Annotated in this window: 17 protein-coding genes; 9 read left to right on the forward strand and 8 right to left on the reverse strand. The window is 53.3% G+C overall.

Annotated elements, in window-relative coordinates; all coding sequences use genetic code 11:
- The first annotated feature begins 5 nt into the window (after positions 1-5).
- The 3 genes from ABXS88_RS14205 (at position 6) to psbB (ending at position 4,797) form a co-directional block, all read left to right on the forward strand.
- Positions 6-1,238 carry an SUMF1/EgtB/PvdO family nonheme iron enzyme gene (locus ABXS88_RS14205; protein WP_353672703.1) on the forward strand — a complete coding sequence of 411 codons (1,233 nt, stop codon included), beginning with the start codon at positions 6-8 and terminating at the stop codon, positions 1,236-1,238.
- A 23-nt stretch (positions 1,239-1,261) separates the two neighbouring features.
- The gene (locus tag ABXS88_RS14210) at positions 1,262-3,064 is read left to right on the forward strand and encodes an N-acetylmuramoyl-L-alanine amidase (RefSeq protein WP_353672704.1); all 1,803 of its coding nucleotides are present in this window, start codon (positions 1,262-1,264) and stop codon (positions 3,062-3,064) included.
- Between the two features lie 206 nt (positions 3,065-3,270).
- Positions 3,271-4,797: a photosystem II chlorophyll-binding protein CP47 gene (psbB, locus tag ABXS88_RS14215; protein ID WP_353672705.1), complete on the forward strand. Its 1,527-nt coding sequence runs from the start codon at positions 3,271-3,273 to the stop codon at positions 4,795-4,797.
- A 101-nt stretch (positions 4,798-4,898) separates the two neighbouring features.
- Here psbB and psb28 read toward each other — a convergent pair whose 3' ends face one another.
- Together psb28 and proA are read right to left on the reverse strand one after the other, a co-directional pair.
- Positions 4,899-5,279, reverse strand: a complete 381-nt coding sequence (gene psb28 / locus ABXS88_RS14220; protein ID WP_353672706.1) for a photosystem II reaction center protein Psb28 — start codon at positions 5,277-5,279, stop codon at positions 4,899-4,901.
- 72 nt (positions 5,280-5,351) lie between these two features.
- Positions 5,352-6,641: a glutamate-5-semialdehyde dehydrogenase gene (gene proA / locus ABXS88_RS14225; protein ID WP_353672707.1), complete on the reverse strand. Its 1,290-nt coding sequence runs from the start codon at positions 6,639-6,641 to the stop codon at positions 5,352-5,354.
- Positions 6,642-6,837: 196 nt separating this feature from the next.
- Between proA and priA the strand changes: the two genes are divergently transcribed.
- From priA to ABXS88_RS14240, 3 genes are all read left to right on the forward strand, one after another.
- Positions 6,838-9,288 (forward strand): primosomal protein N', encoded by a 2,451-nt coding sequence (gene priA, locus ABXS88_RS14230; RefSeq protein WP_353672708.1) that lies wholly within the window; start codon positions 6,838-6,840, stop codon positions 9,286-9,288.
- 94 nt (positions 9,289-9,382) lie between these two features.
- Positions 9,383-10,207, forward strand: coding sequence for a hypothetical protein (locus tag ABXS88_RS14235; protein WP_353672709.1), 825 nt, complete (start codon positions 9,383-9,385; stop codon positions 10,205-10,207).
- 45 nt (positions 10,208-10,252) lie between these two features.
- Positions 10,253-12,745: an HD family phosphohydrolase gene (locus tag ABXS88_RS14240; protein ID WP_353672710.1), complete on the forward strand. Its 2,493-nt coding sequence runs from the start codon at positions 10,253-10,255 to the stop codon at positions 12,743-12,745.
- On the opposite strand, the gene ABXS88_RS14245 is transcribed toward ABXS88_RS14240, so the two are convergent.
- The 4 genes from ABXS88_RS14245 to ABXS88_RS14260 form a co-directional block, all read right to left on the reverse strand.
- Positions 12,742-13,683 carry a UDP-glucuronic acid decarboxylase family protein gene (locus ABXS88_RS14245; RefSeq protein WP_353674828.1) on the reverse strand — a complete coding sequence of 314 codons (942 nt, stop codon included), beginning with the start codon at positions 13,681-13,683 and terminating at the stop codon, positions 12,742-12,744. The two genes, ABXS88_RS14240 and ABXS88_RS14245, sit on opposite strands and share 4 nt — an antisense overlap.
- Before the next feature lie 59 nt (positions 13,684-13,742).
- Positions 13,743-16,097 (reverse strand): transglutaminaseTgpA domain-containing protein, encoded by a 2,355-nt coding sequence (locus ABXS88_RS14250; protein WP_353672711.1) that lies wholly within the window; start codon positions 16,095-16,097, stop codon positions 13,743-13,745.
- A 78-nt stretch (positions 16,098-16,175) separates the two neighbouring features.
- Positions 16,176-17,066 carry an amino acid ABC transporter substrate-binding protein gene (locus tag ABXS88_RS14255; RefSeq protein WP_353672712.1) on the reverse strand — a complete coding sequence of 297 codons (891 nt, stop codon included), beginning with the start codon at positions 17,064-17,066 and terminating at the stop codon, positions 16,176-16,178.
- A gap of 55 nt (positions 17,067-17,121) precedes the next feature.
- Positions 17,122-17,910, reverse strand: a complete 789-nt coding sequence (locus tag ABXS88_RS14260) for an ABC-2 family transporter protein (protein WP_353672713.1) — start codon at positions 17,908-17,910, stop codon at positions 17,122-17,124.
- A gap of 21 nt (positions 17,911-17,931) precedes the next feature.
- Between ABXS88_RS14260 and ABXS88_RS14265 the strand changes: the two genes are divergently transcribed.
- Positions 17,932-18,717, forward strand: coding sequence for a biotin/lipoate A/B protein ligase family protein (locus tag ABXS88_RS14265; RefSeq protein WP_353672714.1), 786 nt, complete (start codon positions 17,932-17,934; stop codon positions 18,715-18,717).
- Here ABXS88_RS14265 and ABXS88_RS14270 read toward each other — a convergent pair.
- On the reverse strand, positions 18,703-19,782 hold the full coding sequence (locus ABXS88_RS14270; RefSeq protein WP_353672715.1) for a helix-turn-helix domain-containing protein: 1,080 nt from the start codon (positions 19,780-19,782) through the stop codon (positions 18,703-18,705). The genes ABXS88_RS14265 and ABXS88_RS14270 overlap by 15 nt on opposite strands.
- A 102-nt stretch (positions 19,783-19,884) precedes the next feature.
- Here ABXS88_RS14270 and carA point away from each other — a divergent pair, with 102 nt between their 5' ends.
- Positions 19,885-21,033 (forward strand): glutamine-hydrolyzing carbamoyl-phosphate synthase small subunit, encoded by a 1,149-nt coding sequence (gene carA / locus ABXS88_RS14275; RefSeq protein WP_353672716.1) that lies wholly within the window; start codon positions 19,885-19,887, stop codon positions 21,031-21,033.
- 302 nt (positions 21,034-21,335) lie between these two features.
- Complete coding sequence (gene ccsB, locus ABXS88_RS14280; RefSeq protein ID WP_353672717.1) at positions 21,336-22,301, forward strand: c-type cytochrome biogenesis protein CcsB; 966 nt, start codon at positions 21,336-21,338, stop codon at positions 22,299-22,301.
- Here the strand turns inward: ccsB and ABXS88_RS14285 are convergent.
- On the reverse strand, positions 22,298-23,044 hold the full coding sequence (locus tag ABXS88_RS14285) for a DUF2232 domain-containing protein (protein WP_353672718.1): 747 nt from the start codon (positions 23,042-23,044) through the stop codon (positions 22,298-22,300). The genes ccsB and ABXS88_RS14285 overlap by 4 nt on opposite strands.
- Positions 23,045-23,054 lie beyond the last annotated feature (10 nt).

Consider the following 23,054-nt stretch of genomic DNA (forward strand, 5'->3'; position numbering starts at 1 on the left):
CAGGCATGTCTGCGCCAATCCTCACTATGAATTGGGAAAGTCTGAAACAGGCTTTCCATGACTGTCGGGCCCAAACCTTGACTTTATTGGCGGCCATTGAACCTCACTGGTGGTCTTGCCAACTCCATCCCGACTTTAGCCCCATCGGTTGGCACTTTGGCCATATTGCCTTTACGGAAGGATATTGGTTGCTAGAACATTGTCAGGGTCAGGTTCCCCCCCTGGCCCAGTACCGAGACCTCTTTCGTGCCGATGGCCTGCCCAAGGCGGAACGCCAACAATTACCCTCTCCAGAGGGTATCTTCGACTATTTGCAACAGGTTCGAGAACAAGCCCTTAACTACCTAGTCCAAGCTCCCCTCGAAAGTCAGGCCCGGCTCTGGTGGTGGTTAATCCAGCATGAAAGTCAGCACACCGAAACCATTGTTTTTCTGCGTCATCTGGCCCAATACGCTGTCAAAAATCCTACGGCCTCGACAAATCTAGACTGGCCAGCCCCACCCCTGACCCCTTTGGTGGAAATTTCGGCGGGTAGCTTTGAAATGGGCAGTAATGCCCTGGTAGCCCAGGACAACGAACGGCCAGCTCACGCTGTTTTTCTAGAGACTTACGGGCTAGAACAACATCCCGTTACCCAAGGCCAGTATCAGCAATTTATTCAAGCCGGAGGCTACCAAACTCCTGACTATTGGAGCCCCGAGGGCTGGCAATGGCGACAGGGCCAGGAAATCCATTGTCCTTTGTACTGGCAACCCCAGTCGGCCGCCTGGCACCATCCTGTTTATGGGGTCAGCTACTACGAAGCCCAGGCCTACGCCAACTTTGTGGGGCGGCGACTACCGACGGAGGCTGAATGGGAAAAAGCAGCCCGTTGGCCCACCGCTTTGGAAATTTCAGCCAAGGAACAATCGTCTATCCCCAGTTCAAACCTGGGTAACTTTAACCAATGGCAACGCCAGACAACGCCGGTGGGTCATTTTCCCCAGGGCCGGAGTCTGGCGGGTTGTGATGACCTCGTGGGGAATGTTTGGGAATGGACGAGTTCTTTGTTTACCCCCTATCCTGGCTTTGAGTCCTATCCCTACCCCGGCTACTCCCAGGCCTACTTTGACCAGCAACACTACGTTCTGCGGGGGGGCAGTTGGGCCACCCGGCCCTGGGCCCTGCGGGCCAGCTTTCGCAATTGGTATCATCCTTGGGTACGGCAAATTTTGGCGGGTTTCCGCTGTGCTGTTTAGTCAAAAAATCTGCGATGAACGTCATGCTGAAGACTGCTTTTTCCTTCGCCTTTGGTTGCGGCATGAGTATAATGCTTCCCTGTTGGGCCCAGACCGAGGGCCGTCTTTTTTTGGCCTATCCGCCGGATCAGCATCAAACCCAGGCTAGTCAAATCTTTTTTATCGGCTCGGCGCCTCCTAACGCAGAGGTCACTATCAATGGCCAGAGGATTGATCGCAGTCCTGCCGGCTATTTTGCGCCCTCCTTTCCCCTACAACTGGGAGAAAATCGTTTTTTGCTCCGCTACCAAGGCCAGGAAATTCGACGCACCATCACCCGCCGCAGTGACCAGCCGCTCCTAACGCCTGGTTCCATTTTTATTCCGGCATCCTTAACCCCAGCCCAGGATATGGCGCGATTACCCGGAGAAGCGATTTGCTTTTCAGTGCTTGCGGTACCCCAGGCCAAAGTGACGGTGAAGCTCGGACAACAATTGATTCCCCTCTCCAGCCAAGGGCCAGCCGTACAATTACCAACCAATGCGGCCCTGCTTAACGGTGATAATCAGCCCCAAGTTAATTCCCTGGATAAATATCAAGGCTGTACAACTTTTTTACAGTCGGGTTCTTTAGGCCAACCCCAGTTTCAAGTGCAGGCCCTGGGCCGAACCCAGGCAGGATCAGCCGTTGGCCGTATTACGCTCCTGGATCAAGGCCCTAGCGCTCTGTCGCACACCGAAGTCATGGCCGTGACCAGCGAGGCGGGAGTCACCCGCACCGGGCCAGGGAGTGACTATTCTCGCCTAACGCCCTTGCCCAAGGGCACTCAGGCCAGCGTTACCGGTGCAGAAGGAGATTGGCTTCGCTTAGACTATGGGGCCTGGATTCATCGCTCAGAAACCCGCTCCCTAGGGAATAAAGTTCTCCCTCGTTCTGTGATCCGTAGCGTGGCTTATCGCCGCCTAGCCGATGCCACAGAATTACGCTTTCCCCTAGAAGTTCCCGTCCCCATTACCCTTGAGCTGGGCCTCGACCAACTTCAATTAACGTTGCATAACACCACGGCCCAAACCGATACGATCCGCCTGGATGCTGAAGATCCGGTGCTGAAATTGCTGACGTGGCAACAGGTCAATCCTCAACAAATCACCTATACTCTGAAATTTAAAAGCCAACAGCAGTGGGGTTACGATCTCCGCTACGAAGGTACGACCCTCGTTTTATCTCTACGACATCCCCCGGTTTTGAGTCCGACCCAGGGAAATCTCCGGGGTATCAAAATTCTTCTTGATCCGGGCCATGGCGGCTCGGAATTGGGGTCAGTCGGCCCCAATGGCTATCCCGAAAAGGCAATTAATTTATTAATCAGTCAAAATCTGGCCAAAACTTTACGGCAACGGGGCGCAACCGTTTACTTGACCCGCGAGAATGACCAGGCCGTTTCCCTGGCTGAGCGAGTGCGTCAAATCAATACCCTAAAACCTAACATTGCCCTTTCCATCCATTACAATGCCCTCCCCGATGGCGGCGATGCCCTCAATACCCAAGGGATTAGTGCCTTTTGGTACCAACCCCAAGCCCAACCCCTGGCCGCTTTTCTTCAACAGGAGCTGGTCAAGCGCTTAAATCGCTCTTCCTACGGCTTGTACTGGAATAATCTAGCCCTGACCCGGCCCTACAGTACGCCGAGTGTGTTGCTGGAACTGGGTTTTATGATTAATCCCCAGGAATTTGAATGGATTACTGATCCCCAGGCCCAGGGCCAACTCGTCCAGGCCCTGGCTGATAGTCTGAGCGCCTGGTTTTTTCAGCAAGCGGCTAGTCAGCGGCCCCTAGAGACCCGTTAGCCAAAATTCCTTGCCGAATTCCCTGGCCCTCGTTAGACTACTTCAAAATATCCTCACTTTCGTTGGATAATGAAAAGAACTTGACTCTGTTGGCCGGACGTTATTTAACGCCCCAACGACGACAGCAGTTCTACCGATAACCTAAACCATTCATTAAAAAAGCGTCTCTAAAGACACTAAATTGTCCGTTATTAGAAGGAGCGTCAATGGGACTACCTTGGTATCGAGTTCATACCGTCGTTCTGAATGATCCAGGACGACTGATTTCTGTTCACCTGATGCACACCGCACTGGTTGCCGGCTGGGCAGGTTCTATGGCTCTCTATGAGCTAGCTATTTTTGACCCCAGTGACCCCGTGTTAAATCCCATGTGGCGTCAAGGGATGTTTGTTCTTCCTTTCATGGCTCGCCTCGGGGTGACCTCTTCCTGGGGGGGCTGGAGTGTGACGGGAGAAACCGGTGTTGATCCTGGCTTCTGGTCCTTTGAAGGCGTTGCCGCAGCCCACATTATTCTCTCGGGCTTACTTTTCCTAGCCGCCGTTTGGCACTGGGTATTCTGGGATTTGGAATTATTCGTTGATCCCCGTACGGGTGAAGCCGCCTTGGATCTGCCCAAAATGTTTGGGATTCACCTGTTCTTGTCTGGTCTTCTCTGCTTTGGCTTTGGGGCCTTCCACCTCACCGGTGTCTGGGGGCCAGGCATGTGGGTTTCCGATCCCTACGGCTTAACGGGCCATGTCCAACCCGTAGCACCAGAATGGGGCCCTGCCGGTTTTAACCCCTTTAATCCAGGTGGGGTTGTTGCCCACCACATTGCCGCTGGGATTGTCGGGATTATTGCCGGTCTGTTCCACCTCACGGTTCGTCCGCCGGAGCGCCTCTACAAGGCCCTGCGGATGGGAAATATCGAAACGGTTCTGTCTAGCAGTATTGCCGCCGTCTTCTTTGCCGCCTTTGTTGTAGCGGGAACCATGTGGTACGGTAACGCCACCACTCCCATCGAACTCTTTGGCCCTACCCGTTACCAGTGGGATAAAGGCTACTTCCAGGAAGAAATTCAGCGTCGGGTTGAAGCACAGGTAGCCGATGGCTCGTCCCTCTCCGAAGCCTGGTCTAATATTCCTGAAAAACTCGCTTTCTATGACTACGTCGGTAACAGCCCTGCGAAAGGCGGTCTCTTCCGTACCGGGGCCATGGATAGTGGCGATGGTATTGCCAAAACCTGGCTGGGTCACCCCGTCTTCAAGGATAAAGAGGGCCGTGTCCTGACCGTGCGTCGGATGCCTAACTTCTTTGAAACCTTCCCCGTGGTCATGACTGATGAGGAAGGCATTGTCCGGGCGGATATCCCCTTCCGTCGGGCAGAATCTAAGTTTAGTGTGGAGCAGACGGGCGTTACCGTTAGCTTCTACGGCGGTGAATTGGACGGAAAAGTCTTTACCGATGCGGCTTCAGTCAAACAGTTTGCCCGGAAAGCGCAGTTGGGTGAACCCTTTACCTTCGATACTGAAACCCTCAACTCTGATGGGGTATTCCGCACCAGTCCCCGTGGTTGGTTCACCTTTGGCCACGCCGTATTTGCCCTCCTCTTCTTCTTTGGCCATATTTGGCACGGTTCCCGGACACTCTTCCGCGATGTATTTGCTGGGGTTGATCCTGAACTGTCTGAAGAGCAAGTGGAATGGGGTCTTTACGCCAAGGTGGGTGACTTGACCACCCGTAAAGAAGCCTAAATTTAGGCCCTTGAGCGTTACTTAGCCCTAAGTCGCTTGTTGTTTTAATCTTTTTAAGATAGTAGTTACGGCTACTATCTTTCTTTTTTAGGAACGGTTAATTAAGGGGCCGTTTCTTTTTCCTGGTAGCCCATGCCATTGGCCGCCGCATAGCGATCCATAAACCGCATAAACCGATCCCAATGATCGGCTTCAACCAGTTCAAAGGTGCATTGGGCCCCCCGAATGTCATCGCCATCGTCACCACCAAAAATAAACTTGACCGAAGATGGTTCTACGGTGATGATGCCCTCTTCATCAGTGAGGCGCAGGTGACCGTTAAATTTTTGGGTAAAGCTCTGGAATTTCTCGATGGCCTGGAGGGTTTTAAAGGTCATGACCACCGTGCGTTGGCCGGTCTTTTGATTGCGGCGCAAACTGACATTGCTCAGATCTTCAGCCAGGCCTTCAAAAAATTCAATAGTGGGAGTTAGAGTCGCCATAATTGATACCTCAAGGGGGATACTTTCATCATAGCGAGGCTGGAGAAATAAAGAACAAGTGTTTGGATAATGTTACAGATCACGGTGCTGAAATGGCTTGGCCTGGGCACCGCTGTAGGTTGCGACAATGTGACCCTGGCCTCGGAGTTGGTATTTATAAGTAACCAGGCCCTCTAGGCCAACGGGGCCGCGGGGGGGCATTTTTTGAGTGCTGATGCCCACTTCTGCGCCGAAGCCGTAGCGAAACCCATCGGCAAAACGAGTACTGCAATTGTGATAAACGCCTGCCGCGTCTACCTGATCCAGAAAGGCCTGGGCCACTACGAGATCCTCGGTAATAATGCCATCAGTGTGCTTAGATCCGTAGGTATTAATGTGTTTGATGGCGGCCTCTAGGGAGTCCACCACTTTAATGGCCAAGATCAAGTCACTGTACTCCGTGCGCCAATCCGCTTCCGTGGCGGGGTCACAGGCAATCAGGGCCTGGGTTGCGGCATCCCCCCGAAGAACCACACCCTTGGCCTGGAGAGCGTCAGCGAGGGTCGGTAGGATCTGGGGCGCAATAGCCTGGTGAACCAGGAGGGTTTCAATGGCGTTACAGGCCGCTGGATATTGGGTTTTCGCATCCACCGTGACAGCAATGGCCTGGGGAACATCTGCGGCTTGGTCCAGGTAGAGATGACAAATACCATCGGCATGGCCCAGGACGGGAATCTGCGTATTTTGCTGAATGTAGCGGACAAATTCGTTGGAACCCCGGGGAATAATCAAATCCAAGTATTGGTCTAATTCCAGAAGGGCCCGAATCTCCTCGCGGGTTGTGAGCAGTTGCACCACTTCCGGCGAGACTGCGGTACTCGCCAGGGCCTGTTTAATCACCTGGGTCAAGACTTGGCAGGAATGGGTTGCTTCCTTGCCGCCTTTGAGAATCACACCATTGCCGGACTTGAGGGCCAGACTGGTGATCTGGATTAAGGCCTCAGGACGCGCTTCAAAAATAACCCCCACAACTCCGAGGGGACAGGCTACCCGCTTGAGAATCAGACCCTCATCCAATTGTCGGTGCAGACTGACTTCCCCCAGGGGATCGGCTAGATCCTGTACCTCTTTAACCCCTGTAATCGTTGCTTGGAGCTTGCTACCGCTCAGTTTTAAACGGTCGTAGAGGGGTTTGGCAATTCCCATCTCGAGGGCCTGGTGACAATCTGCTTCGTTGGCGGCCAAAATCTCCGGTGTGGCTTGGGCTAGGGCCTCGGCAACGGTGGCAAGGGCCTGATTCCGCTCAGCCAGGGGCAGTATTCCGAGGGACAAGGCTCCTTGGCGACAGGATTGGGCAAGGGTCAGCAGGGTGTTGGAGGACATGGATCTGGCGAGCAAATAGCAACAATAAAGTCTGTTTTCTATTATGGGCCGAGGCGGGCCCCTGCTTAGGGGGAGCAGGAAGGGATGGGGGCTCTCGACAGTAAGCTCTTGCTTTTATTCAATGCCTGGGTCTGATCGTCTGGGAACCGGGAAATTTTTCGCTATACTGACCAAGTCCTTGCCCTCAGCCGCTGGAATGACCGCCTCAGATTGCTTTAATTATCTTCTTCCCTCAGCCTGGATACTCGTTTTGGTGGATTGCCCTGGGAGTCAGGGCATTTATACCTATGTCTCTCCTCCAGAACTCGGCCTGGAAGTCGGAGATATTGTCAGCGTTCCCTTTGGGGCCCAGATTCGGGGGGGAATCGTGGTGCAGTCTCTAACGGAATTACCGGCGGATCTAAGTCCTGAGCAAATTCGCCCGGTTGAGGAGCGGGTGGTTTCCGGGTTTTTTTCGCCTCAATTTTGGCAACTTCTCCAGTGGGTTGCTGACTACTACTGCACCGAGTTAATGGCGGTGATTCGTCTGGCCCTGCCGCCGGGTCTTTTGGAGCGTTCCCAACGCCGCATTCGCCTCACCCCCCAGGGCCAGGCCCAGGCACCGACGGGCTGTTCCCCCAAGGCCCAACCCCTGTTGCGACTCCTCCAGCAAGCCAAAACCGGCGACTATAGCTACCGCTATCTCCAGCAACAACTGAAATCCCTCCTCCGCCCCGGTCTTCAGGAGTTGCTCCGTGGGGGTTGGGCGGAAAGTTATCTAGAACCGCCCCAGGCCCTGCGCCCCAAGCAACAAAAAATAGTTACCCTTGTCCAGGCCAATAGCTCTGAGACCCTGACAGCAAAACAACGGGATGTTCTCGAAATTCTGCGTCGTCAGGGCGGTGAACTTTGGCTCAGTGAACTGGTTCAGCAAAGCCGCTGTAGTGATGCGGTGGTGACCGCCTTAGCGACCAAGGGCCTGGTGACCATTACCGTCCGTGAACGCCTCCGTCTTCTGCATCAGCCCACCATTGACCGTGACCAACCCCGTTGCTTAACCGCTGATCAGCAAGCGGCCCTGGCCCACATTCAGGCCCTGCGAGGCTATCACACCGTCCTCCTGCATGGGGTGACCGGTTCGGGTAAAACCGAGGTTTACCTCCAGGCCATTGCCCCGATTCTTCAGGCCCATCAATCCGCCTTGGTTCTGGTGCCGGAAATTGGCCTAACTCCCCAGCTTACCGATCAGTTTCGGGCCCGTTTTGGGGATTGCGTGGCGGTTTACCACAGTGCCCTGAGCGAGGGGGAACGCTACGACACCTGGCGACAGATGTTACTGGGCCAGGCCCAGATCGTGATCGGCACTCGTTCTGCTGTCTTTGTTCCCCTCTTGAATCTGGGGCTGATCATCCTGGACGAAGAGCACGACAGTAGTTTTAAGCAAACCCAAATGGCCCCCACCTACCATGCCCGACGGGTGGCCCAGTACCGGGCCCAGTTAGAACAATGTCCCTTAATTCTCGGCTCGGCAACCCCAGCCCTAGAAACCTGGGCCCAACGCCAAAGTGCAACTTCTCATTATCATTATCTGAGTTTACCGAACCGCATCCAGGCGCGCCCCCTTCCTCCAGTGACCCTGGTGGATATGCGGGAGGAGCTTAAAACCGGCAATCGTTCCATTTTCAGTCGCCCCCTCCAGGCGGCCCTCACCCAACTTCCCCTCGAGCATCAGCAGGCGATTCTGTTTATTAATCGTCGGGGTCATAGCACCTTCGTGTCCTGTCGCAGTTGCGGCGCCGTGCTGGAATGTCCCCATTGCGACGTTTCTTTGTCCTACCACTACACCCATGATGGCGCGGCGCAACGCCTACGCTGTCATTACTGCAACTATAGCCAAGACCAGCCCCAGGTCTGTCCCCAATGTCAATCGTCCTACCTGAAGTTTTTTGGCAGTGGCACCCAGAAAGTCACCCAGGCCCTGACGGCGGAATTTCCCCATCTGCGTTGGCTCCGGTTTGACAGTGATACCACTCGCCGTAAAGGGGAACACCGTCGCTTGCTCACCGCCTTTCGCGAGGGCCAGGCGGATGTCCTGGTGGGCACCCAGATGCTGACCAAGGGCTTGGATTTAGCCCAAGTGACCCTGGTGGGAGTCATCGCTGCCGATAGCCTCCTTAACTTGGCGGATTATCGTTCCGCCGAACGGGCCTTTCAAACCCTGACCCAGGTGGCCGGTCGGGCCGGCCGGGGAGATAACCCCGGTGCTGTGATCCTCCAGACCTACATGCCCGAGCATCCCGTCCTCAAAGCGGTCCAAACTCACGATTATCAGCAGTTTGTGGCCCAGGAATTGCCCCAACGCCAGGCCCTGAACTATCCGCCCTACGGCCGACTCCTCCTTCTGCGTTTCTCGGGAACTAACGAATCCCAGGTCTGTGCAACCGCCCAAGGCATTGCGGACGTTTGTCGCCAATCCCTCGGCCCCAGCATTGACATCCTTGGCCCGGCCCCCGCCAGTATCCTGCGGGTTGCCGATCGTTTTCGTTGGCAAATCCTGCTCAAAATGCCATCCCATCAGGCCTGGAAGCCGGACTTGGCCCGCTGGCAATCCCTGTGTCCTTCTGGTGTTAGTCTCCACCTGGATATTGACCCCCTGTCCATTGACTAAATTGTGACCACCAGAAACTTGGCTACAATGGCCCTGACTGCCTATCTGCGCTCTTTAGGCGTTAATCCTGATGACATTCCTCCGGTTTAGACCGATGCCCCTATCGTTACTCGAACGTTTTCAGGCAAGCCTGTTGGGCAGCACACTTTTTTTAGCCCAAGGAGATAGAGAAGCCCTACCTGCCTGGATTGAGTGCCTGGAGCGGTTTGACCGGGAAAGCTTATTTCAACGGAGTGGTTCCTTAGTCTTAGTCCATCCTACGGAACCCTCCTGGCCAGACTTGCTTAACTGGTTATTGTTATCCCTGCTCTACCACGACGAGCCTTTAGCCGCCCCGGCCCTGGGTCAACTAGAGCCCCTAACGTACAAGGCCTGGCAAGACTGGTGTCAAACCCTGGCGATCATCCTAAGGGGCCAACGGATTCCGGCCCAATACCCAGGGCCTTTATCATTACCGTGGCTAGAAACGCCGCCAACCGTCACGACCGTTCCTCAACAGCTACCGCGGCGAGACTCTTCGCCAATTAATAGGATCGATGCCCCGGCCTGGCTCGCTATCGTATTATCCGCCTGCTATTACTGGGCCGATACCCCTAGTCAGGTTGTTCTGAGTGCTCATCGTGTCCAACAACAGCAGTCTGCTTTCGTTCCTCTCCTAACGGGGGCCTTAAGTGGCGCCTACAATGGCCTGGCAATGCTCTCGGCCTGGCCTGGCTCCCTCCCCATAAGCTCCTCCCTACGCTTTTTATTGTACGAAGTAGGAATTGACCTCTTTCGTTGCTGGAGTGGTGCCCTCTGTTCCAAGTCTTGTTTTGAGCCGGGCCTGGCGATTACTAGCCCCCTCGTCATGCAAGCTCGCCCTAGTCTAAAATTATTGTCTCAGGCTCAGTACTGGATTGATCCTTTGCAAAAATCTTGAGGAGTGTGTGTCGATTAGTCTTTGGTCTTTTGCTTCCCCCCTTTCATGAAACGACTCTCCGTCTTATATCAATATCTGCAATCCTGGTACCGTCGGGTTGGCCCTGAAAGTCCTCCGCTAAGCCAGGTTCTGCCACGGACATTCTCCTCCCAGGCCAAAGGTACATCCGGTCGATGGTCTTTCTGGCATCGACTCTACGCCTCGAGAACCATTCGTTGGGTTCACCCACCTATTATGTTTGGGGTGACGGTCATTGCCCTAACTAGCGTAGTAGGCTATCGCTACTATAATCAGCCCCAACTCGGGGTCGGCAGTCGGGCCCCCTCCACCATTTATGCTCCAGCAGACGGTGAATTTTTAGATGGAAAAACCACGGAGGAACGCCGTAAGGAAGTCCGGACAGGGATTGTTCCTCGTCTTCAGCGAGAAGAACAACTTACCGCCACTATCCACCAAAATACCAATCAAGTCCTCGCCCATATTGACCAGTTCCGCCGCCTTGGCGCTCCTTTCCCCTACCTCAGTATCCAGACTTTAAATTTATTACAGCAACAGTATCTCCGGAGTTGTCCAGAATCAGAATGGCAAACATTGAAACAGGCCCTGTCTTTGGGAGAGCCTGCCCAGAATATGCCATCAAATTTAGCTAGCCTATACCAGGCACTCCAGGAAACGACGGCAACCCTTTCCTCTGCCCAGCGCCAGGCCCTAGTGCAAGCAATCGAGAAAGCACGGCAACGCTACGCCCTCGCCCAGAAGCCTTTAGAGGCGGACAATTTAGCCCTGCTGTCCCCCAAGACTCTGGTCACCGCTCTCACTATCAAGCCATCCCTCTGGACAACGATTCAAGCAGATATCCGACAGGCCCAAGAGCGAATGTTAACCCAGGGTCTACCGGGGGGAATTTCTCGTACTCTGCTCCAGGAAACCATCCAAGCCAATCTTTCGGGCACTCAGTCTCGGGAAGCCAAACAGGTGGCTGAAGAAATTTTGTTCGTCCTCCTACAAGATCAGTACAATCTTGTAATTGATACGGAGGCAACGAAGCGCCAAGCGGAAAGGGCCGCCCAGGCCGTCCAACCCATTGTCGTTACAACTAAGCAAGGAGAGGTCATTATCCAGGCTGGCCAAGTGATTGAGCAGCCTCAATTTGTCCTACTGGATGGTTTTGGCCTGAGTCAGCGAGGGATTAATTGGTCAGGACTGCTCCAGACAGCGGGAGTAACAACAGGAGTGGTGTTAATCTTTGGGGCCTTAACTCGGATAATCCATCGTCCTTTGCGACGACGAGACCATATCCTGTTACTGGCTCTGAGTTTGACAGGCCCTGCCTCCGCCCTGATCGATCCTTACTACATGACCCTGCCGGCTATTGGTCTCCTGGGTAGTAGCTACTATGGCCCGACCCTGGCTATTGCCCACGTGCTGCTGGTGGGGGGGATGACCGGCTATGCCCTGGCTGCTCCCTCGGAAACCACCACTGATACCATCAACTGGGAATACTTAATCGCTGGTATGGCAGCGGGGGTTTTGGCCGGTAGCTTGGCCGGTCGGCTACGTTCCCGTGATGAATTGGCCCGCCTCGGTGTGGGCGTAGGTTTAGTACAGGGAGGGGTCTATCTCATCGGTTATTTGATACTGAGTGCGACTCCCACCACTGTCTGGTATGCTCTCCTCCCCGGTGCCTTGATTTACGGGAGTCTGGGGACGCTGTGGATTGTGGTGGCCATTGGGATTTCTCCCTACCTCGAACGTTTCTTTGATGTGGTTACGCCGATTCGTTTAGTAGAACTCAGTAACCCTAACTGTCCTCTCCTACAACGCCTGGCCAAGGAGGCCCCCGGCACCTTTCAACACACTCTCTTTGTGGCTTGCCTAGCGGAATCGGCAGCTCGAGAACTGCGCTGTAATGTGGAACTGGTGAGGGCCGGAACCCTGTACCATGATATTGGTAAAATGCACGACCCTCTAGGATTTATCGAGAACCAAATGGGCGGCCCCAACAAGCACGACCTCATTGCCAATCCCCAGCAGAGCACTCAAATTATTAAGGCTCACGTTTCCGAGGGCCTAGAAATGGCGCGTAAGTACGGATTGCCTAAAGTAGTACGGGATTTCATTCCAGAGCATCAGGGCACCATGCTCATTTCCTATTTTTATCACCAGGCTAAGGAAAAAGCTGCTCTCCAGGGCGCGGAGGCTGAGGCCATTCTTGAGGCCGATTTTCGCTACGATGGCCCCATTCCCCAGTCCCGTGAAACCGGAATTGTCATGCTGGCGGATAGCTCAGAGGCGGCCCTGCGTTCCCTGAAGGATGCTAATCCAGAAGTAGCCTTGGCCATGGTTAACCGAATTTTTAAAGCCCGTTGGCGAGACAATCAACTTCAAAACAGTGGTTTGAAGTACGAAGAATTACCGATTATTGCTGAAGTGTTTGTCCGGGTCTGGCAACAGTTTCATCACCAGCGCATTATGTATCCTCAAGCGGCCCTGGAGACCCCAGCCGTGGCTTCGCCCTCCATCCATCCGGCCCATTAAGGTCCTGGGGCCAATCCCAAACGAGTCTGAAAATCTGCAATCGTCAGGGCCAGGCCTTGATCTAGGGGAATAGTCGGTTCCCAACTCAGATAGGTTTTGGCGAGCGTAATATCCGGTTGACGTTGTTTGGGGTCATCGCTGGGCAGGGGTTTGTAGACCAATTCAGCGTTGGGATTGATCAGCGTTTGAATTTTTTGCGCCAATTCTAAAATGCTGTACTCGCCGGGATTGCCTAAATTAATCGGGCCTGTCTGTTCTCCATTCATTAAACGCATCAGTCCCTCGACTAAATCCGACACATAGCAAAAGCTACGGGTTTGGGAGCCATCTCCATAGACCGTGAGGGGCGTTCCCCGCAGGGCCTGGGCAATAAAATTACTCACCACTCGGCCATCATTTTCCAACATACGTGGCCCATAGGTGTTGAAGATGCGTGCAACGCGAATGTCCAGGTCATGTTCCCGATGGTAGTCAAAGGCAAGGGTTTCAGCCATTCGCTTGCCTTCATCGTAACAACTGCGGATCCCAATGCAATTCACATTGCCCCGATAGGTTTCTGGTTGGGGATGCACATCGGGATCGCCATAGACTTCAGAGGTCGAAGCCAACAAAAAGCGGGCCTTGACCCGTTTGGCTAAACCCAGCATATTCAAGGTGCCGATAACGTTGGTTTTCACTGTTTTAATAGCATTGAACTGGTAATGGACTGGTGAGGCGGGACAGGCGAGATGATAAACCTGATCAACTTCCAGGCGAATGGGTTCGGTAATGTCGTGGCGGATCAGTTCAAAGCGGGGATGCCCCAACCAGTGACTAATATTCTGTTTACTGCCGGTATAAAAATTGTCCAAGCACAAAATTTCGTGGCCCTCGGCCATCAAACGGTCAATCAAATGGGAGCCAATAAAACCAGCGCCGCCCGTTACCAAAATCCTCATAATGCCCCCGACAGTGACGTTGTGCGAACAATGCTCCGCTGATTGTATCAAGAATTGCTCTAGGAAAGCCGGATAAACCGTAGCCACCCGAATCCTTTGCTGAGGGGGGATTGCCGCCGTGAGAGACTGCGCTGGAGTTGTCGTCTTTGTTGTTCTAAATGCGCCAGGTTTTGGCTCTGACCACCGTAGTAGCCAGCGATGTAGGCCTGGGTAATTTCCATCACCAGGGCCCATTGTTCCGGCGTCAGGTCTGCTTGCAAGCATTGCCCATATTCCCAGGGAGTTTGGCTAGGACTTTTCCGGGGATAGCCCTGGGCCGCTAGGTTGAGCAGCAGGAGAGAATAGCAACGCACCAAGGGAGGGAACTGGGCCAAACGTCGTTGTTGTAACCAGCGCCGGGCCTGTTGCCCACCCAACCAGGCCAGTAACCCCATGCCACTGACCAACATCAGGCCCACAATCGCGCCCAAGAAACTACCGGACACCAATTGCCAGAACCACTGGACAACTTTGAGTAAGCTTTCGACGACATTCGTCCAGACTAAACTAACGAAGTTTGTTACTGGCGAAGGCAACCACCCCGCAACCCATTGCCAAAATTGCTTTAGGACGCTAAAAGTTTCACTTTCTTCGATGGAAGGAGGATAGAGGTCATGGCCAGGAATGGGGTCAAAGGTAAACCAACCATAGCTCGGAAAATAAACCTCAGTGAGACCATAGGCATCGGTATTATGCACCAAATAGTAGCCAGTAAAGGGATTAAACTGCCCCGGAGCAAAGCCGACGGTGAAGCGAGCTGGAATATCGAGGGAACGGAGCATTACCGTCAGGACGGTCGAGAAATGATCAGGATAGCCCCCCTGATATTTGAACAAAAAGGCCTCAACTAAATCTTCGCCAGGTTCTAGAAAGGGAATATCCGTCCTCACACGATAATGTTGTTTCAGGGCCTGGGCTAAGTAAAGAGAAATTTCATAAACGGAATTGAGAGGCCGGGGAGATTTTTGCAGAAGAGCCTGAGCCTGTTGCTGCACCTTGGCCTTGAGGTCAGGGGGCACTTGTCGGTAGCGGTCGAGTACAGAACTATAGCGAACCGGAGCCTGACGTAGGCGGGTTCTATCTCGAAAGGGAACCTCGGAAATGACCGTATAGGTTAATCCTTCTACCAAACCAACGGGGGCACGGAGACTGCCATTACGGTCGAGGGCCACTTCTTTGGTGGGGAAATAAAGATAACGAGCCGAGTAAAGATTGGGGATAACGTTCGGCAGATCCATGACTGCGGTGTAGGTCTGGATCACTTTTTTCGTCTCTAACTGGCTAAAGTCTCCTTCAAGATTAAAGCGATAGGACCAGTCTGGGCGCTGGAGGGTCGCCAGATCATCGCCGTTGCTAATTTCCCAACCCTGGCCAGTGTAATGGTCAAAAGCCAAGGCCCGCCAAAACCCTTCCGCCTGAGAACGTACCCGCAGGACCAACTGCTTCTTCATTTCGCCCCGTAGATTTTGGTTAATGCGATTGTTGAAGCCGTAGTAAAAGGTGTCATCCAGAGGGCCAGCCCCTTCCACCGGACTAGTCCCCTGGCCACTTCCCTGGCCTGCTCGTCCTGGATTCACGTAGCCGGGATTAACAATACCGCGGTTTTGGGGATCAAATTCTTGATTTTTGGTGGATTCGGGGGCGTTGACGGGAAACGTCTGGAGTTGATAACTGGGTAGACGAGGAATCAGGATAAAGATCAACAAACCAAGGAGCAAAGTGAGGCCCAAGAGGGTGACTAATCGAGTGGGAATGAGGGGAAAATCGGGACGACGAAAAGTAGTTGGAGCCTCTGTTCGTCGGGTAAACCAGCCGAAATAGGGGTCAAGAGCGGCCAGGCCAAGGCGAGAGCGATAGTCTAGAACCAGAGTCGGCAGGGCTACGCCTAGAAAAACAATTAACCAGGGGGCAAAAGCCATATCTTGGGAAATGGTTCCTGCCACTCCCAATAAAATTAGACCAATTGCCATGGAATAGCCCAGGTCTTTACGGCGGGGTAGGTCAAAACTGTGAAGAACCTGTAACTGCACCAAGAGTCCGGCAAGGGTAATGCGGCTATCCCCGAAATTCACCACCAGATTATTGAGAAAAATCAACAGCACTCCCAGCATTGCAATGGCCAAGCTGAACTTGAGGGCCACATTACGGTGTTTACGCCTGCGCCAACTCCAATAGGCCCCTACCCCACCGAGGGGAATCGCCCAGAGGCTCCAGGTCGTTTGGGCGGCCACATCGGTCGCAACAATCCCAATACTGACCAGAACTTGGACGAGAACTCGCAATAAAATCGATTCTTCTGTAGCCGGAAGGGGAGCAGTCTCCCAATGCTTTTGCCAACGCTTGACCCAGTTCGGTTTAGTAGAGGAGAGTGCCATGGTGGTTCTGAGCAGATTCTTCCCCAGCTTATCATCTAGATTTTGGCCCAGGGCGGGCTCCCATCCCTCTAACTAATGTTAATAGTCAACGATGGGAATCCATTCGTAACTGTTGATAATGCCCTGGAAATAGTCATTGATTGTATCCCGAGGATAGGGAACTACCCCAGCGTCGCCGAACCATTTTTCGTAGAGATTAACGGCGGTCATTTGGTCACTGACAACGCCTTCCATGTACTGTAAAAGCGCGTAATTAACCAGATGGCGCCAATCGGAGTCGTCTTTAGGGAGGGAACAGGCGTAGGCTTCGTACTGGTAGGGAAAGGCCGGCGTCACCACCCAGGCTTGGGGATTTTTGGCCCGCTGGCGTAGGCCTTCTAGAACAATACCATCGCCTGCCAAGGCATCAATTTCACCGGCTTCGAGTTTCCACAACCCATCCGCTTGGTCTTTAACGGGGATGAGTTTCGCCGCGGGTTGAACCACTTGCATGGCCCGCTCATTGGTGGTGTTTACAATAACGCCAATGTTTTTCCCCGCTAAGGATTCAGCCGATTCTAGCCCACTCTGGGGCCGGGTCAAAATTTTGGTGCCATCGGCAAAATAACTCACGGAAAAGTCCACCTTAGCGGTGCGGGCCCAGGTGAAGGTGGTGGAAGAACATTCCACATCGATGGCCCCCTGCTGAATAAGCTTGAACCGCTCCTCCGGGGTCGCCTCCACCAGCTTGAGACGAATGGGTTTGCCCAAACGTTTTTCTGCTTGCTGACGAATCAGTTCTAGGATGTCAAGGGAATAGCCGACCCACTGGCCCTGGGCATTGACGTAGCCAAAGGGAATGGCATCCTTACGGGCCCCAGCGGTGATCGTGCCAGTTTTTTGAATCCGGTCTAGGGTCGGGCCAGCCCAGCTCGGACTCGCAGAAGCCAGTAGGAGGGTGAGGGTAACCCAAACAAGTTTTTTGAGCATGGTTTGAGCGAAATAAAGCTGATCCTACGACTACCAAGACAGGAGGGAAGTTTCCTCAGGCCCCCATGCCGGAATATTGCTTCAGACCCTGTCGCCATAGCCAACGATTTAAGCGCCAAAATAGGATCATCCAAACAGTAATAATGACCAAACTTTGGCCGAGGGGCATCGGTAGGCCCACAAACATAGCGGCGGGAAAATAGACACCGTAGGGAAACGGAGTGAGGAGAACCCAGTCTCGTATGGCCTCTGGAAAAGTATCCAAGGGGGCCACAATGCCGGAGAGAAAGATATAAAACAAAAACCAGAGGTCTTGAATGGCGCTGGCCCGTTCCGTCCAAAAGGCAAACAGGGCAAAGGTGTATTGGATTAAAAAATAGAGGGTAAAGGAAAGAATAATGCCTAAAGTACCTAGGAAAAATTGGTCGGCCCTGGGAACCCAAAAGGCCTGGGGATAGAGCTGAAAAAAGAGGACGGTCAATAAAATAGCAATGGGAAAGCGGGTCACTTTTTCCGCCAGGTGACGGGCAACGTGATGCCACACCGGATCCAGCGGTTGGAGCAGTTTAAAGGAGAGTTTTCCCTCTAAAATTTCGCGCTCGAATTCCCAGATCACCCAAACATTGGTGAATTGCCTAACGATAAAAACTGCAAAAAAATAGCGGGCAAATTCCACACTACTTAAGGGAAAATCGCCACTATTAGCAGCTTGAACCCAAACCCCCATCAAAATAATCGGTAGGGAACCGGACAAAATCCAGAAGAAGATCTCGGCACGATACTCCAGCATTTGGGCATAGTACACTGAGAGCAGGGCCTTCAAGGTGGTAAGAAACCAAGGCATGGTATTTGGGGTGAGAAAACAATGGCCAATGTTCAAGATCTTAACGGTTCCAGTCTGCCATCCGTTCTGACCAAGACAACCTGGCGTTTAATTCCCTACCTGGAAGCTCCCGGACAGCAACAAATGGCTTTGGATAGTTGGCTACTCCAGGATTACGTTCCCCGCACCCAGCAACCCGTCCTCCGCTTTTACGGTTGGTGTCCAGTCGCCATTTCCCTAGGCTATTGCCAACACCACTATCCTGAACATTGGGGTAACCTCCGGTGGCAGGGCCAACCCTTGGATCTGGTGCGTCGTCCCAGTGGTGGTCGAGCCGTCCTCCACCAAGGCACCCTGACCTACGCCATTGTCTTACCTCACTGGGGTTCCCGTAAGCGCCGCGACCACTATACCTATCTCTGCGAGTTTCTCCGCCAGGCCTGGGGTTCCTTGGGGGTGGAACTCACCTATGGCTCGGCCGACCACCACTATCGCCACAATGCCAGTTGCTTTAATACGGCTACTGCGGCGGATTTAGTGGCTCTAGACGGCAGTAAGTTAATTGGCAGTGCCCAGCGCTACACCGACCAGGCCCTGCTCCAGCACGGTGCGATGCTCCTCGAGGGCGATCCTCTATTGTTTGAGCAGGTTTTTGGCCAAACAGCCCCTTGGAAAAAGGGCCTACTGCAACGAACGAGTATCCCATCCCTAGCAACCCTCTTGGAAATCCTAGAGACGACGGCCCGGCATTATTTTGGTGTTGAAATTATCTCCCAGGCCTTGACCCCGGAAGAATGGACGGCTATTCAGGCCCTAGTTATTGCCTAGTTGATAGACCTTGCCGTCGAGGAAAATACGAGTAATCCCCTTGGAACGGAGATGACCCAGGGTTTTCTGGAGCAGGCGGCTATCGGGAATTTTGATCACTTTCTGGAAACGATTGGAAAAGCGCCGGGCCACCCGATGGTTATCAAAAACGGGCAGGGTCTTTTGTTGCACCTCTTCGGCCGGGATCTTACCTAAATGGGCAAATTCCTTGAGGGGACGCACCACCAGTTCCGCCGACCGATCTGTCACTAGATAACAACTGGGGGGCAGGATGGCCTCAGAAAAGGGAAGCACCCGAATTTCGGTATCCCCTAGGGAAAGAAAGGCCTCTGAGGATTCCTCGCTATCTGTCTCCTCCCAAACTTCATCGAGGTCGTCTTCTATATCCTCGTCATCATCCTCTTCCTCCAGATCATCCTCATCGATTAAATCATCGTCTAAATCTTTGACAATGGCACTGAGGTCAATATCTGCAACGGCTTTCCTAGGAGAGGGAGGAGGAGGAACTGGATCTTCAAGGGGAGAAAGCTTTTCTATGGGCTGAGACTGGGGCTGTTCGAGGGGAAGAGACACGTCTGCCACCAGAGCTTGGGATTCCCCGGAGGCTGAAGGGCTGGCAGATAAGGTTACCCCAGAGTCGGCAACCATGGTGGCAGAACTACGTCGCTTGCGGCTTCTGAGGATAGGAACTGGATTGGGGTTCGCGGAGACGGTTTGGGCCGCTAAGGTAACGGTTTCCGGGGAGGGGCCTTCGGAGTGGACGGCTTGGGATGGGATGATAACCGGCGGCTCGGGCTGGATGGCCGTCTGGGCAATCGCCTCCGTCGTTGCTGAAGTCTCCAACGCCAGGGCCAATTGACTATCCGTTTTTGAATTACGGGCCAACCGCTTTTGATGAATCAACGTTTCGTATTCTTGATTAGAAAGCATGCCCTTGAGAAAGCGGCTAATGGTCGAACTACTGACCCCAAACTGTTCTGCCAAGGTCGATGTTGTTTCCGATGTTTGCCGATAGAGCGCCAGAATTTTAGCCTTATCTGCTTCCGTTAGTTTTTGGGGACCCATCAGCTCACCTACTATCATGGTCACTTGACATTGGCAAAACAGCGGAATTGGATCTGTTACGATGATCCTTGATTCATTCCTGCTAACCTGCAATATATCATTATGCCAATTGCTGAGGCTAAACCGGCGCTTTTAGTCCTAATTGATGGAACGGTTTATCGCGGCTGGGCCTTCGGAGCCCAAGGAACAACCGTGGGAGAGGTGGTCTTTAATACCGGCATGACGGGCTACCAAGAGGTTTTAACCGACCCCAGTTACTGTGGCCAGATCGTCACCTTTACCTATCCCGAATTAGGCAATACCGGCGTTAATCCTGAAGACGAAGAGTCTGCCCATCCCCAGGTTAAGGGGGTAATTGCCCGCAATATCACCCAGCGACCCAGCAATTGGCGCTCTACCCAATCCCTCTCTGATTACCTGGCCCAACACAACATTGTCGGCATCTATGGCATCGACACCCGGGCCCTGACCCGTCAACTTCGCTCCGTTGGCGCCATGAATGGGGGGATTTCAACGGAAATTTTAGACCCGGAAACCCTTCTGCAACGGATTGAGGCGGCTCCCAGTATGGCCGGTCTTAATCTTGTTAAGGAAGTGACGACTGCTCACCCCTACGAGTGGTCAGAAGTGACCCCAGCAGCTTGGGAATTTGGCCCGGTAGAGTCCCCAGCTTCCACTGCGCCTTTAACGGTAGTAGCCCTCGATTTTGGCGTCAAACGCAATATCCTACGCCGCCTGGCTAGCTACGGCTGTCGTGTCATTGTCGTTCCCGCTTCTACTCCCCCGGAGGAGATCCTAGCTTATAACCCCGATGGCATTTTTCTGTCCAATGGGCCGGGAGATCCCGCCGCCGTCCAAGAAGGAATTAGTACGACCCAAGCCTTGTTAGCGGCCCAGAAACCCACTTTTGGCATCTGCATGGGCCATCAAATTTTAGGCCTATCCCTAGGAGCTGATACCTTTAAGCTCAAATTTGGTCACCGGGGCCTGAATCAACCGGCTGGGTTAAAACAACAAGTGGAAATTACCAGCCAAAACCACGGTTTTGCGGTGACGGAAGAGTCCTTAGGGGCCGACGTGGAGATCACCCACCTCAATCTCAACGACCGGACAGTGGCCGGTTTGCGCCACAAAACTCTTCCCTTCTTCTCCGTGCAGTACCATCCGGAAGCCAGTCCTGGCCCCCATGATGCCGACTATCTGTTTGAAAATTTCGTCCGACTGATGCGGGAATATAAACAAGTAGCCTAGGCCCTGGTTTGTCCAAGGGTCTTGGCTGAATCCGAGAATAAATCGTTGGGCCTTGATTGAGGATGGCCCCCTGCATACGAGTCCTCCAACATTAGGGCTATAGAGTCTTACCCTAACGCCTCCAATGCAGGCATCTCCCCTTGTTTGAGGTGGAGCTAGTTGTGTTGTTGGGCTTTAGCAGTTTGGGATAAGACAATGGGCCAAAAAGGACGTGGTATTTTTCCAGATCGTCTAGTCGTACTAGTCCTAGGGCCGTGTAGGATAAACAAGGTAGGCTTTCCCACTCGCTAATTAAGTGTTTTATGGATCTGATTCGCCTTGAAAGTTTTTTAGACAATACCTCTTTTCTGATTCTCTTTGCGACCCTGCTGGCCTATTGGATTGGAGCCGTCTTTCCCCAGGCTTGGTTGGCCCAATTGGGGAGCCTGGGGATGGCCAGTGCCAATCTGGTCATTGCGGCCCTTTTGGGGGCCCGTTGGTTAGAGGCCGGTTACTTTCCCATTAGCAATCTCTACGAATCTCTCTTTTTTCTGGCCTGGGGTCTGACCACGGCTCATCTCATCGCGGAAGCCATGAGCCAGAGTCGTCTGGTCGGTGTCTGTACTGCCCCCGTGGCCTTAGGCATTACTGCCTTCGCGGCCCTGACTCTACCAGTGGATATGCAGGTCTCAGCCCCGCTCGTACCGGCTCTGAAGTCCAATTGGTTGATGATGCACGTCAGCGTCATGATGATTAGCTACGCGGCTCTGATGGTGGGATCGTTGCTGGCCATTGCTTTTTTGGTTGTCACCAAGGGCCAAACCGTGGCCCTGCGGGGCAGTTCCGTCGGGACGGGGAGTTATCGTCTGCAACGTCACGAGTCCCTACCGAGTCAGATTCCAGCTGAAAGTAGCGGCGGAGTAGCTGTCCTGACTCGACCAGAGACCTTGGCCCTATCCCCCGAACGCTTGAGTTTAGCGGATACCCTCGATAACATTAGCTATCGCATTATCGGTCTAGGATTTCCCTTGCTGACCATTGGCATTATTGCTGGGGCTGTTTGGGCCAATGAGGCCTGGGGTTCCTACTGGAGTTGGGATCCGAAAGAAACCTGGGCCCTGATTACCTGGCTTGTCTTCGCGGCCTATCTCCATGCCCGTATCACTAAAGGTTGGCAAGGCCGACGACCGGCCCTGCTGGCAGCTAGTGGTTTTTTAGTGGTTTGGGTCTGCTATCTGGGGGTCAATCTTCTGGGGAAAGGCCTGCATTCCTACGGTTGGTTTTTCTAGTCGTAGTCTAAAATAACTGCTAACCACTGGGGCGGCCGGGGAATGGGCGTTTTTAGGCGGTCGAAAACCAGCAGAGCTACCAAGTGAACCGCAAAAAGATAAATCAAACTGTTCACAAAAATAAGAGCAACGGCCAAGCCTTGGATGACGACGATATCAGGTTGTACAAGGAGATTAAGCTTGAGAAACAGCCAATCTAAGAGGTTTGTTACCTGGGTTATGACGTAGCGCCAGAGGTCCTCCCCCAACAAAATGGAAAAGAGCCAGAAGCGGAAGAAAAATCCAATGGTGCCAATCAGTGCACCAGAAAAGATCGAAAAGCCCCAGGGAGCCGCTCGTTGCCAACAAAAGCCCAGTTGGAGACTCATCAGACCATAGGGAATCAGAAAGACAACACTGCGGGTCGGCCCCATCAGTACCGACAACAATAAACTGGCAACGACGACGCCCTTAAAGGCAGTCCGATGGCCCCAGCGCAGATAAACTAACGCCAAGGGCAAAGGAAAGAAAATACGTAGGATTGGGCCAAGGGGAAAATAGTAGTTAATCAGCCAAATCAGACTGGCGGCGCTAGCTAGAAAAGCACTTTCTACCATGGCCAAAGTCGGGTCAGATTTGGGCAGGGGCAAGGGTGGCTCTCGTTGAGGCGGGGCTTGGGCGACTGTCTTGCTGTCGAGGTCTACCCAATTCGTTTCTTCTTCTAACCAACCAGGCTGTTCGGCATCTGGGGAAGGGAGGGTCATAGAGTTCCAA

The sequence above is a fragment of the Synechocystis sp. LKSZ1 genome, from assembly GCF_040436315.1.
GTDB lineage: Bacteria > Cyanobacteriota > Cyanobacteriia > Cyanobacteriales > Microcystaceae > Synechocystis.

Bases quoted from the DNA above. Each gene is read 5' to 3' on its own strand.
- ABXS88_RS14255 (WP_353672712.1), bottom strand. From the start codon at position 17,066: ATGCTCAAAAAACTTGTTTGGGTTACCCTCACCCTCCTACTGGCTTCT.
- psbB (WP_353672705.1), top strand. From the start codon at position 3,271: ATGGGACTACCTTGGTATCGAGTTCATACCGTCGTTCTGAATGATCCA.
- priA (WP_353672708.1), top strand. From the start codon at position 6,838: ATGACCGCCTCAGATTGCTTTAATTATCTTCTTCCCTCAGCCTGGATA.
- ABXS88_RS14235 (WP_353672709.1), top strand. From the start codon at position 9,383: ATGCCCCTATCGTTACTCGAACGTTTTCAGGCAAGCCTGTTGGGCAGC.
- ABXS88_RS14260 (WP_353672713.1), bottom strand. From the start codon at position 17,910: ATGCCTTGGTTTCTTACCACCTTGAAGGCCCTGCTCTCAGTGTACTAT.
- psb28 (WP_353672706.1), bottom strand. From the start codon at position 5,279: ATGGCGACTCTAACTCCCACTATTGAATTTTTTGAAGGCCTGGCTGAA.
- ABXS88_RS14265 (WP_353672714.1), top strand. From the start codon at position 17,932: ATGGCCAATGTTCAAGATCTTAACGGTTCCAGTCTGCCATCCGTTCTG.
- ABXS88_RS14240 (WP_353672710.1), top strand. From the start codon at position 10,253: ATGAAACGACTCTCCGTCTTATATCAATATCTGCAATCCTGGTACCGT.
- ABXS88_RS14285 (WP_353672718.1), bottom strand. From the start codon at position 23,044: ATGACCCTCCCTTCCCCAGATGCCGAACAGCCTGGTTGGTTAGAAGAA.
- ccsB (WP_353672717.1), top strand. From the start codon at position 21,336: ATGGATCTGATTCGCCTTGAAAGTTTTTTAGACAATACCTCTTTTCTG.
- proA (WP_353672707.1), bottom strand. From the start codon at position 6,641: ATGTCCTCCAACACCCTGCTGACCCTTGCCCAATCCTGTCGCCAAGGA.
- ABXS88_RS14205 (WP_353672703.1), top strand. From the start codon at position 6: ATGTCTGCGCCAATCCTCACTATGAATTGGGAAAGTCTGAAACAGGCT.
- ABXS88_RS14250 (WP_353672711.1), bottom strand. From the start codon at position 16,097: ATGGCACTCTCCTCTACTAAACCGAACTGGGTCAAGCGTTGGCAAAAG.
- carA (WP_353672716.1), top strand. From the start codon at position 19,885: ATGCCAATTGCTGAGGCTAAACCGGCGCTTTTAGTCCTAATTGATGGA.
- ABXS88_RS14210 (WP_353672704.1), top strand. From the start codon at position 1,262: ATGCTGAAGACTGCTTTTTCCTTCGCCTTTGGTTGCGGCATGAGTATA.
- ABXS88_RS14270 (WP_353672715.1), bottom strand. From the start codon at position 19,782: ATGGGTCCCCAAAAACTAACGGAAGCAGATAAGGCTAAAATTCTGGCG.
- ABXS88_RS14245 (WP_353674828.1), bottom strand. From the start codon at position 13,683: ATGAGGATTTTGGTAACGGGCGGCGCTGGTTTTATTGGCTCCCATTTG.